12 protein-coding genes and 2 pseudogenes are annotated in these 13,316 nt (G+C 73.8%); 7 read left to right on the top strand and 7 right to left on the bottom strand.

Annotated features, from left to right (window positions below; all coding sequences use genetic code 11):
• Positions 1–133 precede the first annotated feature (133 nt).
• Complete coding sequence (locus ABEB03_RS22855) at positions 134–430, top strand: hypothetical protein (protein ID WP_345652340.1); 297 nt, start codon at positions 134–136, stop codon at positions 428–430.
• Between the two features lie 128 nt (positions 431–558).
• Here the strand turns inward: ABEB03_RS22855 and ABEB03_RS22850 are convergent, their stop codons facing one another.
• Both ABEB03_RS22850 and ABEB03_RS22845 read right to left on the bottom strand, forming a co-directional pair.
• Positions 559–2,313 (bottom strand): ABC transporter ATP-binding protein, encoded by a 1,755-nt coding sequence (locus tag ABEB03_RS22850; RefSeq protein ID WP_345652337.1) that lies wholly within the window; start codon positions 2,311–2,313, stop codon positions 559–561.
• Positions 2,314–2,407: 94 nt separating this feature from the next.
• The gene (locus ABEB03_RS22845; RefSeq protein WP_345652334.1) at positions 2,408–2,974 is read right to left on the bottom strand and encodes a rhodanese-like domain-containing protein; all 567 of its coding nucleotides are present in this window, start codon (positions 2,972–2,974) and stop codon (positions 2,408–2,410) included.
• 83 nt (positions 2,975–3,057) lie between these two features.
• On the opposite strand from ABEB03_RS22845, the gene ABEB03_RS22840 reads away from it, so the two are divergent.
• The gene (locus ABEB03_RS22840; RefSeq protein ID WP_345652331.1) at positions 3,058–3,345 is read left to right on the top strand and encodes a metal-sensitive transcriptional regulator; all 288 of its coding nucleotides are present in this window, start codon (positions 3,058–3,060) and stop codon (positions 3,343–3,345) included.
• A 171-nt stretch (positions 3,346–3,516) separates the two neighbouring features.
• On the opposite strand, the gene ABEB03_RS22835 is transcribed toward ABEB03_RS22840, so the two are convergent.
• The 3 genes and pseudogenes from ABEB03_RS22835 to ABEB03_RS22825 form a co-directional block, all read right to left on the bottom strand.
• Positions 3,517–4,263 carry a sulfite exporter TauE/SafE family protein gene (locus ABEB03_RS22835; protein WP_345652328.1) on the bottom strand — a complete coding sequence of 249 codons (747 nt, stop codon included), beginning with the start codon at positions 4,261–4,263 and terminating at the stop codon, positions 3,517–3,519.
• Positions 4,260–4,493, bottom strand: a pseudogene (locus ABEB03_RS22830) (rhodanese-like domain-containing protein); the annotation flags it as partial. The pseudogene ABEB03_RS22830 and the gene ABEB03_RS22835, both read right to left, overlap by 4 nt.
• Positions 4,494–4,604: 111 nt before the next feature.
• Positions 4,605–5,945, bottom strand: a pseudogene (locus ABEB03_RS22825) (MBL fold metallo-hydrolase); the annotation flags it as partial.
• Between the two features lie 236 nt (positions 5,946–6,181).
• On the opposite strand from ABEB03_RS22825, the gene ABEB03_RS22820 reads away from it, so the two are divergent.
• The 3 genes from ABEB03_RS22820 to ABEB03_RS22810 all read left to right on the top strand — a co-directional run bounded on the left by ABEB03_RS22820 (position 6,182) and on the right by ABEB03_RS22810 (position 8,988).
• Complete coding sequence (locus ABEB03_RS22820; RefSeq protein WP_345652325.1) at positions 6,182–7,267, top strand: S-(hydroxymethyl)mycothiol dehydrogenase; 1,086 nt, start codon at positions 6,182–6,184, stop codon at positions 7,265–7,267.
• A complete protein-coding gene (locus tag ABEB03_RS22815; protein WP_345652321.1) occupies positions 7,267–7,896 on the top strand; it encodes an MBL fold metallo-hydrolase in 630 nt (209 codons plus the stop codon). The genes ABEB03_RS22820 and ABEB03_RS22815 overlap by 1 nt, the downstream gene beginning before the upstream one ends.
• Before the next feature lie 165 nt (positions 7,897–8,061).
• The gene (locus ABEB03_RS22810; RefSeq protein WP_345652318.1) at positions 8,062–8,988 is read left to right on the top strand and encodes an SDR family oxidoreductase; all 927 of its coding nucleotides are present in this window, start codon (positions 8,062–8,064) and stop codon (positions 8,986–8,988) included.
• 67 nt (positions 8,989–9,055) lie between these two features.
• Here ABEB03_RS22810 and ABEB03_RS22805 read toward each other — a convergent pair whose 3' ends face one another.
• Positions 9,056–9,595, bottom strand: coding sequence for a hypothetical protein (locus ABEB03_RS22805; RefSeq protein WP_345652316.1), 540 nt, complete (start codon positions 9,593–9,595; stop codon positions 9,056–9,058).
• A gap of 50 nt (positions 9,596–9,645) precedes the next feature.
• Here ABEB03_RS22805 and ABEB03_RS22800 point away from each other — a divergent pair, with 50 nt between their 5' ends.
• Entirely contained in the window at positions 9,646–10,443 is a 798-nt protein-coding gene (locus tag ABEB03_RS22800; protein WP_345652313.1) for an SDR family NAD(P)-dependent oxidoreductase, read from the top strand.
• A gap of 6 nt (positions 10,444–10,449) precedes the next feature.
• Here the strand turns inward: ABEB03_RS22800 and ABEB03_RS22795 are convergent, their stop codons facing one another.
• Positions 10,450–11,859: a pyridoxal phosphate-dependent decarboxylase family protein gene (locus tag ABEB03_RS22795; RefSeq protein ID WP_345652310.1), complete on the bottom strand. Its 1,410-nt coding sequence runs from the start codon at positions 11,857–11,859 to the stop codon at positions 10,450–10,452.
• A 61-nt stretch (positions 11,860–11,920) separates the two neighbouring features.
• Here ABEB03_RS22795 and ABEB03_RS22790 point away from each other — a divergent pair, with 61 nt between their 5' ends.
• Positions 11,921–13,300 (top strand): aminotransferase-like domain-containing protein, encoded by a 1,380-nt coding sequence (locus tag ABEB03_RS22790; protein WP_345652307.1) that lies wholly within the window; start codon positions 11,921–11,923, stop codon positions 13,298–13,300.
• The last annotated feature ends 16 nt before the right edge of the window (positions 13,301–13,316 follow it).

Genomic DNA, 13,316 nt, shown 5'->3' with positions numbered 1-13,316 from the left:
GGTCGCGAAGGGCCTCATCTCCGAGACTCCTCCGCCGCACGGTCCTCGGCAAGCGCAGCCGCCCCGATGAGCCTGTCGGGTGAGCGGAGCGTGACGGCCGTGTCCGCGGGGGACCGGCGCCGTTGCAGAAGGCATGATCTCAACACGACGTATGGTCGCCGCCATTGGTCTCGCCGTCGGAGTCACCGGACTCGCCGCGCCGATGGCGAGCGCGGCGGGCTCCGAGGCCGCGGACGCGGGGAAGCTGAACCCCGTCGCCGAACTCGACTCCCTCGCCCTGAGCTCCATCCCTGCCGAGCAGCGCGCCGCCATGCCGCTGCCGTCCCGCCAGCTCGCGGGCCTCAACCGGCTGAACGACCTGAACCAGCTGCATCAGGTGACCGACCTCGCCGCGCCCGTCATGGGTGTCGTTCCGGCCGTCGAGGGCTAGTCCGGCAAAGGGCCTGCCCTCTGACGAGCACCGAGGGCCGGCCCGTACGAGCGCGGAGGGCCGGTTCGGTGGGCGAAGACCACTTCGCCCACCGGCCGGCCCTCTTTCTCGTGCCGGGCTCCGCCGCCTCACCCGGCGGTGGCGAGGAACTGCGTGGCGGCGAGTTCGGCGTACAGCGGGTCCGCGGCCACCAGTTCGCGATGCGTTCCCACGGCGCGGACGCGACCCGCGTCCATCACGACGATGCGGTCGGCCATCGTGACGGTGGACAGCCGGTGCGCGACCACGAGGACCGTCGTCGTCCGGGCCACGTCGGAGACCGTGTCGCGCAGCGCCGCCTCGTTGACGGCGTCGAGCTGGGACGTGGCCTCGTCGAGGAGCAGCAGCCGCGGACGGCGCAGCAGTGCGCGGGCGATGGCGACGCGCTGACGCTCGCCGCCGGACAGCTTGGTGCCGCGATGGCCGACCAGCGTGTCCAGCCCGCGGGGCAGCCGGGCGACCAGCCCGTCGAGACGTGTCGTCTTGAGCACACGGACGATTTCGGCCTCGTCGGCCCGCGGATTGCCGAGCAGCAGGTTGTCGCGCAGCGAGCCCGAGAGCACCGGGGCGTCCTGCTCCACGTAACCGATGGCGGACCGCAGCTGCGGCAGGTCCCACCCGTCCAGCTCCCGGCCGTCCACGGTGATCACCCCGGTCTCGGGGTCGTAGAACCGCTCGATCAGCGAGAACACGGTCGTCTTCCCCGCTCCGGACGGCCCCACGAACGCGGTCATGCCGCGCGCCGGGACGGCGAACGTCACACCGTGATGGACGTACGGAAGGTCGTCGGCGTACCGGAAGCGGACGTCGTCGAAGGCGAGCGACGCAGGCTCGGCGCCGGGGGAGGGCAGCGGCGCGGGCAGCGCCACGGGTTCGGCGGGCAGCCGCATCGCCTCCTGGATCCGGGCGAGCGCGGCGGCACCGGTCTGGTACTGGGTGACGGCGCCGACCACCTGCTGGATCGGCGACATCAGATAGAACACGTACAGCAGGAACGCCACCAGGGTGCCGACGTCCACGGCTCCCGTCGCGACGCGGGCCCCGCCCACCGCCAGCACCGTGATGAAGGCGATCTGCATCGCCAGCCCGGCCGTGTTGCCCGCGGCGGCCGACCACTTGGCGGCCCGGACGCTCTGCCGCCACGACTCCTCGGCCGCCGCGTGGACGGCCGCCTCCTCGCGGTGCTCGGCACCGGACGCCTTCACGGTGCGCAGCGCGCCGAGAATCCGTTCCAGCGCGGCACCCATCAGCCCGACGGCGTCCTGGGCCTGCTTGCTGGCCTGGTTGATGCGCGGCACGATCACCCCGAGCACTGTGCCCGCGCACAGGATCACGGCGAGGGTGACCCCGAGCAGCACCACGTCGACCAGGCCCATCATGACCACCGTCGCGACGAGGGTGAGCCCGCCGGTGCCGATGCCGACCAGGGAATCGGTCGTCACCTCGCGCAGCAGGGTCGTGTCGGAGGTGATGCGGGACATCAGATCGCCCGGCTCGCTGCGGTCCACGGCAGGTATGCGCAGCCGCAGCAGATACGAGGACAGGGTGCGCCGCGCGCCCAGCACCACCGACTCCGCGGTGCGCCGCAGGACGTACGAACCCGTCGCCCCCACCGCCGCGTTGGTGACCACCAGCGCCGCCATCCCGAGCAGCGCCCGCCCGATGGGCCGGTCGTGCGACAGGTCGTCGATGAGGCCCCGCGCCACCAGCGGCAGCACCAGCCCGGTGGCGCCGGTCGCGAGCGCCAGCAGCGCGCCGGCCAGCAGGGCCCATCGATGCGGTCGTACGTAGCCGAGCAGCAGGCGCCACGTGGGCACCTCGGGCTGGGCGTCGGTGAGGCTCACGGCGCTCCTTGGCGTGAGTCGGTGCGGAGCACTCAGGCTACGTCCGGGCCCGCCGGGACCGGGAGCGGGTCAACTCCCTTGCGGGAGAGCGCAGTCAGCGTGCCGCCAGCGCGGCGAGGGTCGCCTCGAGGTCGGCGGGCCGGGGCCGGTTGTGCGGCAGCCTGGCCAGCACGGCCGCCATGCCGCAGGTGTTGGTCAGGGCGGAGAAGACCAGGCCGCCGGCGATGCCCGCCGAGAGCAACTGCCAGGCGGGGTGCAGCAGTCCGAGGCCCAGCCCGGCCAGGACCACGCCGCCCGCGGTGAACCGGACCTGGCGCTCCATGGACCAGGTGGTGCGGGACCCGGTCGCGGGACGGTCCAGTTCGTGGCCGCGCGCGGTCCAGGCGCTGGTCCCGCCGGTGAGGGTCGCGGCCGTCACACCGTGTTCGGCGAGCGTCCTTCGGGCGCTGTCGGAGCGCGCGCCGGAGGCGCAGACGACCAGCAGGCCGGACGTGATCTCCTGGAGGGCGGGCAGGGCGCGGTGCAGCTGGTCGAGGGGGACGTTCAGGGCGCCGGGCAGATGCCCGGAGGCGTACTCGCCGGGCGTGCGGACGTCGAGGACGGTGAGCTCGGACAGGCGGGTACGGGCCTGGTCGGCGTCGAGGGTCGAGGGAGTGGTCATGTCGGGTGTCATCCTTGCTCTTCGAGGGTGCCCCGGAGGGCGGAGTACGATACCCCTAGGGGTATCGGTGGAGGAGTGTTGTCGTGGACTTGGATCTCGCGGGTGCCGAGCTGAAGTCGGTGCTCAACCGACTGCGTCGTGCGCAGGGACAGATCTCCGGTGTGATCAAGATGATCGAGGAGGGGCGCGACTGCGAGGACGTGGTCACCCAGCTCGCCGCGGCCTCCCGTGCTCTCGACCGGGCCGGATTCGCGATCATCGCCACCGGTCTCCAGCAGTGCCTGACCGATGTCGAGGACGGCGCGAAGAACGGCGAGGACAGGGACGCGATGCGTGCCCGGCTGGAGAAGCTCTTCCTCTCACTGGCGTGAGGCGGTCCGCCGCCCGGCGTGCGGCCCCGCCGACACCCGCGGGCCGCGCGGCGACGCGCGCGGCGACGTCGGTGGTACGGCGGTCCGCGGCGACGTCGGTGGTACGGCGGTCCGCGGTGACGTCGGCGGCACAAAGGCCCGCCGAGCCGGTCGTCCCGTGACGGACCCCGGTCATACGACGGCGTCGATCAGCATGAACGCGGCCACCGCCAGCAGGACCCAGGCGAAGATCCGGCGCAGCGCGGCGCCCGGGACCTTCGCCGCCAGCCGTCTGCCGTCCCACGCGCCGAGGACCGCCGCGCCCGCGAAGGGGGCGACGACCGCCCAGTCGAGCCGTTCCGCCGTGCCGGCGCGGGCCAGCAGCGCCGCCACCGAGTTCACGGTGATCACCAGCAGGCTCGTACCGACGGCGGCCCGCATCCGCAGACCCACCACGCCGACCAGGGCCGGTACGGCGAGGAAGCCGCCGCCCACGCCCAGGACGCCGGTCACCGCGCCGAGCCCGGCGCCCGCCCCGGCGATCCGGCCGCCCCGCGGGGCCGGTGCGTCCGGATCGCCCGGCGACGGGCGCAGCATCCGCACCGCCGCCAGCGCTGCCACCACCCCGAAGGCGGCCGTCAGCAGCCAGGACGGCAGCCGTCCGGCGACGGCTCCGCCCGCGGCGGCGGGCAGCAGCCCCGCCGCCGCGAACAGCGCGCCTGCCCGCCAGTGGACCGTGCCCTGCCGGGCGTGGGCGGCTAGCGCGGTCACCGACGTCACCGTGACGATGACCAGGCTCGCGGTGGTGGCCGCGGAGGGCGTGAAGCCCAGCAGATAGATCAGGGCGGGGACGGCGAGGACACTGCCTCCGCCGCCCAGCGCGCCGAGCGCCAGGCCGATCACGCCACCGGCGGCCAGGGCGAGGATCAGAACGCTCACGCCGTCGGGCCGCCGTTCCCGTGCTCCCGGACCGAGGGCAGGCCTTCCCGGACCCAGGCGCGCATGCCCCCGACGACGTCGACCGCGTCGAGGCCGCGCGCCGTGAGCAGCGCGACGGCGTCACGGGACCGCACCCCCGAGCGGCACACCACGACGAGGGGGCGGTGCCGTGCGGCCACGGGCAGATCGCCCCCGGCGGTGAGCGCGGACAGCGGGAAGCTCACGGAGCCCGGTGCGTGCCCCTGCGCCCACTCGTCCGGTTCGCGCACGTCCAGCAGGACGGCCTCGGCCCCCGGGCCGGTGCGCTCGCCGGCCTCCGCCGGGGTGATCCGGGCCATGGGCAGACCGGCCGGGCCGGCGGCGGCGAAGGAGTCGTCCACGGCGACCACGTCACGGCCGGCGGCATCGAGGACGGACGCGGCGATGGCGGCCCGCATGCCTCCGGCGCAGTGCACCCAGACGGTGCCGCCCGGTATCTCGCCGAGCCGGTCGCGTATCTCGTGGACGGGGACGTGCACCGATCCGGCGATGTGGCCCTGGGCCCGCTCGGACGCCCGCCGCACGTCCAGGACCACGATCCCGCTGCCGTACGCCTCCGCCAGGTCGGCGAACCGGGCGCGCGGGAAGGAACGCGGTTCCTCCCCCTCGCGCAGCCAGTCGGCGGGCGCGCCGACGGCCGCGGCGGCGGGGCGGTCGACGCCCACGCGGACGAGTTCCCGCTGGGCTTCGGCGATCCGCTGCGGTGACTCGGCGAGCAGTGTGACCGGCTTGCCCCACGGGAGCAGCCAGGCCAGGTATGTCGCGAGCTGGCCGTCGGCCTCGAAGTTGACGGACCCGGCGACGTGCCCGGCCGCGAACGCGACGCGGTTGCGCAGGTCCACGACCCACTCGCCGGCGGCGAGGCGCGCCGCGATCTCCTCGGCGTCCGCGGGCGCGGGCGGGGTGAGGTCGACCGGCGCGGGCCCCTCCGCGTTGGCCGGAGCCATGTGCGCGTAGTACGCGGGCACGTCGTCGAGTCCGGCGAGCAGGTCGGCCACGAAGGTGTCGACGTCCTTGACCAGCGCCTCGTTGACGGCACGCTCCTGCCCGACGGTCGTGCCCTCGCCGGTGGCGTCACCGGCGGAGCAGAAGCTGCCGAAGCCGTGGGTGGGCAGCACCGCGGTGTCGTCGGGCAACTCGGCGGCGAGCCGGTGCGCGGAGGCGTGCTGGGCCCGCGCCAGTTCTCCGGTCAGCCGTGGCTCGACCAGGTCGGGGCGCCCGACGGTGCCGATGAGCAGGGAGCCGCCGGTGAACGCCGCCACCGCGTGACCCCCCTCCTCCAGCACGTAAGACGTGTGGTGCGGGGTGTGACCGGGGGTGGCCAGGGCGCGCAGGACCAGACCGGCGTCGACGTCGAACCGGTCCCCGTCGGCCACCGCGACCCGCTCGAAGGCGACCCGTGCGCCGGCCGGCACCAGATAGGCGGCGCCGGTCAGCCGGGCCAGTTCCAGCCCGCCGGTCACGTAGTCGTTGTGCAGGTGTGTCTCCACGACGTGGGTGATCCGCACGTCCCGTCGGGCCGCCGCCGCGATCAGCCGGTCGACGTCCCTGGGCGGATCGACCGCCACGGCGCCCCGCGGGCCGCCCGCCAGATAGCCGCGGTTGCCCAGGCCCGGCACCTCGATGGTGTCGACGAAGAACACGGCAGCACTCCTTTCCTCGTGAACCCGCAGGGGTGAGTACCCCCGGGGGTATATTCACGGTAGCAGAAGTACCCCCGGGGGTATCTGGCGCCTCCCGGGCCTCGGGGCGGTTCGCCTCAGCGGCCGGCCCGGCGCGACCCCGGAGCAAGGCGGACGTGCGTCACCTGGCCTTCTACCGGTCGGTCACCCCGTAGGGTCGGTTGACGGAACGTCGACCTACGGAAGGGCTCAATCACATGGCGCAGGAAGTGCGGGGCGTGATCGCACCGGGCAAGAACGAGCCGGTGCGCGTCGAGACCGTCGTCGTACCGGACCCGGGACCCGGCGAGGCCGTGGTGAAGATCCAGGCCTGCGGGGTGTGCCACACCGATCTCCACTACAAGCAGGGCGGCATCAACGACGACTTCCCGTTCCTGCTCGGCCACGAGGCGGCCGGGATCGTGGAGACGGTCGGCGACGGGGTCACGGACGTCGCGCCCGGCGACTTCGTCATCCTCAACTGGCGTGCGGTGTGCGGGCAGTGCCGGGCGTGTCTGCGCGGCCGGCCCTGGTACTGCTTCAACACGCACAACGCGAAGCAGCGGATGACGCTCACGGACGGCACCGAGCTCTCGCCCGCCCTGGGCATCGGCGCCTTCGCGGAGAAGACCCTGGTCGCCGCGGGGCAGTGCACCAAGGTCGACCCCGCGGTGTCCCCGGCGGTCGCCGGCCTGCTCGGCTGCGGTGTGATGGCCGGGATCGGCGCGGCCATCAACACCGGGAACGTCGGCCGCGGCGACAGCGTCGCGGTCATCGGCTGCGGAGGCGTCGGCGACGCGGCGATCGCCGGGTCCCGCCTCGCGGGCGCCGCGAAGATCATCGCCGTGGACATCGACGACCGGAAGCTGACCACCGCCCGCGAGATCGGCGCCACGCACACCGTCAACTCCCGCGAGACCGACCCGGTCGAGGCGATCCGGGAGCTCACCGGCGGCTTCGGCGCCGATGTCGTCATCGAGGCCGTGGGCCGTCCGGAGACGTACCAGCAGGCCTTCTACGCCCGCGACCTCGCGGGCACCGTCGTCCTCGTCGGAGTGCCCACCCCCGACATGAAGCTGGACCTGCCGCTGATCGACGTCTTCGGACGCGGCGGCGCCCTCAAGTCGTCGTGGTACGGCGACTGCCTGCCCTCACGCGACTTCCCCATGCTGATCGACCTGCACCTGCAGGGGCGCCTGGACCTCGGCGCGTTCGTGAGCGAGACGATCGCGCTGGACGAGGTGGAGGCGGCCTTCGAGCGGATGCACCACGGCGACGTGCTGCGCTCGGTGGTGGTGCTGTGATGACCACCCGCATCGAACACCTCGTCACCTCGGGCACCTTCTCGCTCGACGGCGGCACCTGGGACGTCGACAACAACGTGTGGATCGTGGCCGACGACCACGAGGCGGTCGTCATCGACGCCGCCCACGACGCCGACGCCATCGCCGAGGCCGTCGGCGACCGGCGGCTCACCGCGATCGTGTGCACCCACGCCCACAACGACCACATCGACGCCGCCCCCGCCCTCGCCGACCGCACCGGCGCCACCATCTGGCTGCACCCGGACGACCTGCCGCTGTGGAAGCTGACCCATCCCGACCGCCTCCCCGACGCCTGGCTCCAGGACGGCCAGGTGATCGAGGCGGCCGGCGCCGATCTGACGGTCCTGCACACCCCGGGCCACGCTCCGGGCGCGGTCTGCCTGTACGACCCGGGCCTGGGCACCGTCTTCACCGGCGACACCCTCTTCCAGGGCGGCCCGGGCGCCACCGGCCGCTCCTACTCCCACTTCCCGACCATCGTCGAGTCCATCCGCGAACGGCTCCTGGGCCTCCCGGCCGACACCGTGGTGCGTACCGGGCACGGTGACTCCACCACGATCGGGGCGGAGGCCCCGCACCTGAAGGAGTGGATCGCGCGCGGCCACTGACGCCGGCGTCCGGACCGACGCCGGTGGCCCGCCGCTGACCCCTCCACACGGAGACCGGCGAAAGGTCTCGGCGAATCCAGACAGAAGATGTCCGGCTTCCGGGAGACGCTCGGGGCAGCACCGGCGCGAAAGGCGGCGCCGGAACCACGCGTACGGAGGTCGGACATGTCCAAGCCGCTGCAGGACACGCTGCGAGGCAGGGTCGCCCTGGTCGCCGGGGCGACCCGGGGCGCTGGACGGGGGATCGCGGTCGAGCTGGGCGCGGCCGGCGCGACCGTCTACGTGACCGGGCGCAGCACCCGCCAGCGGCGCTCGGAGTACGACCGCCCGGAGACCCTGGAGGACACCGCGGACCTGGTGACGGCGGCCGGCGGCCGGGGCATCGCCGTCCCCACCGACCACCTCGTGCCCTCCGAGGTCCAGGCCCTGGTCGCCCGCATCGCGGACGAGCAGGGGCGCCTGGACGTCCTCGTCAACGACATCTGGGGCGGTGAGCACCTCTTCCAGTGGGACACCCCGGTCTGGGAGCACGATCTCGACAAGGGGCTGCGGCTGCTCCGCCTGGCCGTCGAGACCCACGCCGTCACCAGCCACTTCGCGATGCCCCTGCTGCTGCGCCGTCCCGGCGGCCTCGTCGTCGAGATGACCGACGGCACCGCCGAGTACAACCGGGACAGGTACCGGGTGTCCTTCTTCTACGACCTCGCCAAGTCCTCCGTGCTGCGCATGGCGTTCGCCCTCGGGCAGGAGCTGGGGCCGCGCGGTGCCACCGCGGTGGCACTCACACCCGGGTGGCTGCGCTCGGAGATCATGCTCGACACCTTCGGCGTGACCGAGGACAACTGGCGCGACGCGCTGGAACGCGTCCCGCACTTCGGCATCTCCGAGACACCGTCCTACGTGGGCCGCGCGGTCGCCGCCCTGGCCGCCGACCCGGACGTGGCGCGCTGGAACGGGGAGTCGCTCTCCAGCGGGCAACTGGCCCAGGTGTACGGCTTCACCGACCGCGACGGCAGCCGCCCCGACGCGTGGCGCTATCTCGTCGAGGTCCAGGACGCGGACAAGCCGGCCGACACCACGGGCTATCGGTGAGCCGGGTCCGCCCGCCAGGGGGCGAGCCGTCCGGACGGGGGAGGCGGTGCCCGCCCGGACGGCGGGGTCAGGGGCGCCCGTGGAGCGGTGGGACCTGCCACCCGGGCGGACGGCCCGTCGTGAGAGCCAGGTCGGCGCGGACCGCCACGTAGTACGCCTCGCGCACGGTGCGCTGTCGTTCGAGGAGCGCCTGCCAGCCGTCCGGATCACGTGTCCCGTCGTTCAGGAACCGCTCCATCTCCATCACCACGACGGCCCATGCCCGGGCCTTCTCCACCACCTCCGGGATGCCCAGGAGCAGCAGGGCCTCACCGGCCGGGTCGCCGGCCTCCGCGGCCTCGGCCAGCAGAGGAGCCGCCTCGCCGGGCGACAGCGGATGCGGATGCGGATCGTTGCCGAGATGGGCTGCGACCCGGTACGTCAGCGTGACCGACTTCTTCAGACAGCGCGCGTAGTCCGCGTACACCGTCAGCCGCCGTTCCTCCCACCGCGCCGTCTGCTCGCGGCGGAAGCGGGCCCGGTCTCCCCTGACGATCGCCAGGTACGAGCCGAGGGCGCCGATCACCACGCCGATCAGCGCCGGGAGTTGTTGTATGAAGGCGGACATGCGCGCACGGTATCTGTCGCCGTGACGATCATGGCAGTACCTTCCCTGCCATGACTGCGACGATGCGATTCGAGGGACACGGAGTACTGATCACGGGCGCGGCGCGCGGCATCGGCGCCGCCACCGCCAGCCGCCTCGCCGAGGAAGGCGCCCGGGTGCTCGTCACCGACGTGGACGTCGCGGAGGCGGAGAAGACCGCTGCCGCACTGCGTGAAACGGGCGGGCACGCCGAGGCGTTCCGCTGCGACGTGGGGGAGCGGGCATCGGTCGAGGCGGCCGTCGCGTACGCCGTGGACGCCTTCGGCTCGCTCGACGTCCTGGTCAACAACGCCTACCACTGCACCCCCGACGCCCCGCTCTTCGAGGACGAGGCGGACGACGTCTGGGCCCGCGACCTCGACATCACCCTGACCGGCGCCTACCGCTGCTCCCGGGCGGCCCTGCCGCATCTCGTGGCCTCCGGCCGGGGCGCCATCGTCACCATCGGCTCCGTCAACGGCATCCAGGACTTCGGCAACCACGCCTACAGTGCCGCCAAGGCGGGCCTCATGTCGCTGACCCGCACGCTCGCCGGTCACGCCGCGCCGAGGGGCGTACGCGTCAACCTGGTGGCACCGGGCACCGTGCACACCACGGCCTGGGCGGGCCGGGAGGAGCAACTCGCCAGGATGGCACGGCTGTATCCCCTTGAACGGGTCGGCAGGCCGGAGGACATCGCCGCCGCCGTCGCGTTCCTCGCCTCCCGCGACGCGGCCTGGATCACCGGTACGACGCTGCCCGTGGACGGAGGCCTGCTGGCGGTCAACACCGGCTTCCAGCACACCCGCACACTGGCCGACGACGCCTAGGGGGCGTCAGTCGCCCCGCGGCCCGAGGCCCGCGCCGTGGCGGCGCAGGGCGGCGAGCACCCGGTCGACGTCGCCCTCGGTGGTGCGCCAGTTGCTGAACGCCGCGCGCAGCGCGGGCGTTCCGGCGTACGACGTCGGAGTCACGAAGGCCTCGCCGGAGGCGGCGACCGCCTTCGCCAGCGCGCGGACCCGCTCCTCGGAGGGGTCGTCGGCCGGCGTGAAGCAGACGACGTTGAGCCGGACCGGAGCCAGGAGCCGCAGCTGGGGGATCTGCGCGATCCCCTCGCCCAGCCGCCCGGCGAGCGCGACGTTGCGTTCGACGATCTCGCGATGCCCCTCGCGTCCGTACGCCGTGAGCGAGAACCACGCGGGCAGGGCGCGCAGCCGACGGGAGTTCTCCGGTGTGAGGTGCAGGAAGTCCGGGTCACCGGTGGGCGGTCCGAGGTACGGCGACGCGTTGTGGAAGACCCGGACCTGGAGGTCCTGCCGGCGCGTGAACTGGACGGCCGCGTCGTAGGGGACGTTCAGCCACTTGTGCAGATCGACGCAGACGGAGTCGGCCGTGTCGAGCCCGTCGACCAGGGAGGCGTACGTCGGCGACAGGGCGGCGAAACCGCCGAACGCCGCGTCCACGTGCAGCCAGAAGTCGTACCGCTCCCTGAGCGCGGCGATCGCCCGCAGGTCGTCGAAGTCGACGGTGTTGACGGTCCCCGCGTTCGCCACCACGACGGCGGGGCGCCCGCCGAGGGCGTCGAGGGCGTCGGCGAGCCGGTCGACGTCGACGGCCTCGCGGTTGCCCGGCAGCACCGGCACGGCACGCAGCCGGTCCCGTCCGATGCCCAGCACGGAGAGCGCCTTGCCGATGCTGGAGTGCGGGCTGCCCGACAGCACCTCGACCGGACCGAGCGCGCCGACGCCCTCGCGCGAGACGGACACCCCGAGACGTTCGCCGAGCCATTCCCGCGCGATGGCCAGCCCGACCGTGTTGGAGGCCGTAGCCCCGCTCACGAAGGCTGCGGTGTGGTCCTCGCCCAGCCCGAACAGCTCGCGCAGCCAGCTCAGCGTCTCGCGTTCCAGTGCGGTCGCCGACGAGTCACCGCCGCCCGACGCGTTCTGGTCGTAGGCGGCCGTCAGCCAGTCCCCGGTCAGGGCGGCGGGGGTGGCGCCACCGGTCACGAAGCCGAGGTAACGCGGGCCCGCGGAGCCGGAGAAGCCCGCGGACCAGCGGTCCGCGAACCGGGTCAGCGCCCCTTCGGCGCCCACTCCCACCTCGGGAAGCGGCGCACGTGCGGGTGCCGCGTCGATGCGGGCGACAGGACGTTCGGCGAGTCCGCCCACTTCCCGCGCGGCGAAGTCGCGGGCGGACTGGAGGAGGTCGGGAAGCCGCTGGAGATCGTCGGCGAGAGTGCGGTGCATGACGGCAGCGTAGGCAGGACCCGGGCGGCAGGTCCTGGTCCACTTGGGGAAAACTGGACCGATGGACACGGGTTTCGCGGCGACGCTCGGCAGGTGGCGCGACAGGCGGGGCCCCCTCGCCGGCTCGCTGTCCGCGGCCGTCCGCGAGGCGGTGATCGACGGCCGGCTGCCCGCAGGGACCCGACTGCCGTCCGAGCGGGAACTGGCCCGCACGCTGGACGTCAGCCGGGGCACCGTCGTCGCCGCCCTCGCACTGCTGCGGGACGACGGCTGGCTGCACACCCGGCACGGCAGCGGCAGCGTCGTCCGCCTCCCCGCACACCTCACCGAACGGACCACCCCGTGGTCCCTGGACCGGGGCGGCGCGGGCGACATCGACCTCGATCTGACGCTGGCCGTCACGGCGGCACCCCACGAGGCCTACCTCGCCGCGCTGGGCCGCGCCGTCGAGCGCAGCGCGGCCCTGCTCGTCGACTCGGGCGTGGCGACCTCGGGCCTGCCCCGGCTGCGCGAACTCCTCGCCGAGCGGTACACCCGCTCCGGACTGACCACCCGCCCCGAGCAGATCCTCGTCACCTCCGGAGCCCAGGCCGCGCTGACCCTGCTCACCGACCACCTGCACACCGACCGCAGGTCCCCGGTCCTGGTGGAGAGCCCCACGTACCCGGGGGCGCTCGCGATCCTCCGCCGGCGCCGCGCACGGCTGCTGCCCGTGCCGGTGACGACCGCGCACGGCTGGGACGTCGCGCGGCTGGCGCGGACCGTACGCGACCGCGGCCCCCTGCTCGCCTACCTGATCCCGGACTTCCACAACCCCACCGGCGCGCACATGGCCGCACACACCCGCGGGGAGATCGCCGCCCTCGCCGAGCGGCACGCCCTGACGGTCGTCGTCGACGAGACCATGCGCGACCTGGATCTGCGGACGCCGCCGCGGCCGGAGCCGCACCTCGGCGGCGCGACGGCTATCCAGATCGGTTCGACGAGCAAGGTGCTGTGGAGCGGATTGCGGGTCGGCTGGATCAGGGCGCGCGCGGCACTCGTCGCCGAACTCGTGCGCAACCCGCTCCAGGCCCAGCTGTCGCCGCCGCCCCTGGAGCAGCTGATCGCCACCGAGCTGCTGGGCGACACCGACGGCCTCGCCGCGGTGCTCGCCGACCGGCGCGCCCGCCTGCGCACCCAGCGCGACCGTCTCGCGGAACTCCTCACCAAGACGGGCTGGTCGTGCACGGTGCCGGACGGCGGGCTGTCGCTCTGGCTGCACCTCGGCCCCGACACCCTGGCCACTGAGCTCGCGGCGCGGGCCGCGCGACGAGGGCTGGCGGTGTCGCCCGGGCCGCAGTTCGCCGCGGACCGCGCCACCCTGGCACACCACCTGCGGCTGCCGTTCACGGCGACACCGGACGTGCTCACCCGGGCGGTGCGGCTGCTGACGGGGTGACGCGGTGACGCGGTGA

It is taken from the genome of Streptomyces siamensis, from assembly GCF_039543605.1.
Taxonomy (GTDB): domain Bacteria; phylum Actinomycetota; class Actinomycetes; order Streptomycetales; family Streptomycetaceae; genus Streptomyces; species Streptomyces siamensis.
This window is presented reverse-complemented; position numbering and strand designations above follow the sequence as displayed.

Excerpts from the sequence above, each read along its gene's own strand:
- ABEB03_RS22855 (WP_345652340.1), top strand. The coding sequence starts at position 134 with ATGATCTCAACACGACGTATGGTCGCCGCCATTGGTCTCGCCGTCGGA.
- ABEB03_RS22845 (WP_345652334.1), bottom strand. The coding sequence starts at position 2,974 with ATGACCACTCCCTCGACCCTCGACGCCGACCAGGCCCGTACCCGCCTG.
- ABEB03_RS22820 (WP_345652325.1), top strand. The coding sequence starts at position 6,182 with ATGGCGCAGGAAGTGCGGGGCGTGATCGCACCGGGCAAGAACGAGCCG.
- ABEB03_RS22815 (WP_345652321.1), top strand. The coding sequence starts at position 7,267 with ATGACCACCCGCATCGAACACCTCGTCACCTCGGGCACCTTCTCGCTC.
- ABEB03_RS22810 (WP_345652318.1), top strand. The coding sequence starts at position 8,062 with ATGTCCAAGCCGCTGCAGGACACGCTGCGAGGCAGGGTCGCCCTGGTC.
- ABEB03_RS22805 (WP_345652316.1), bottom strand. The coding sequence starts at position 9,595 with ATGTCCGCCTTCATACAACAACTCCCGGCGCTGATCGGCGTGGTGATC.
- ABEB03_RS22800 (WP_345652313.1), top strand. The coding sequence starts at position 9,646 with ATGACTGCGACGATGCGATTCGAGGGACACGGAGTACTGATCACGGGC.
- ABEB03_RS22795 (WP_345652310.1), bottom strand. The coding sequence starts at position 11,859 with ATGCACCGCACTCTCGCCGACGATCTCCAGCGGCTTCCCGACCTCCTC.
- ABEB03_RS22790 (WP_345652307.1), top strand. The coding sequence starts at position 11,921 with ATGGACACGGGTTTCGCGGCGACGCTCGGCAGGTGGCGCGACAGGCGG.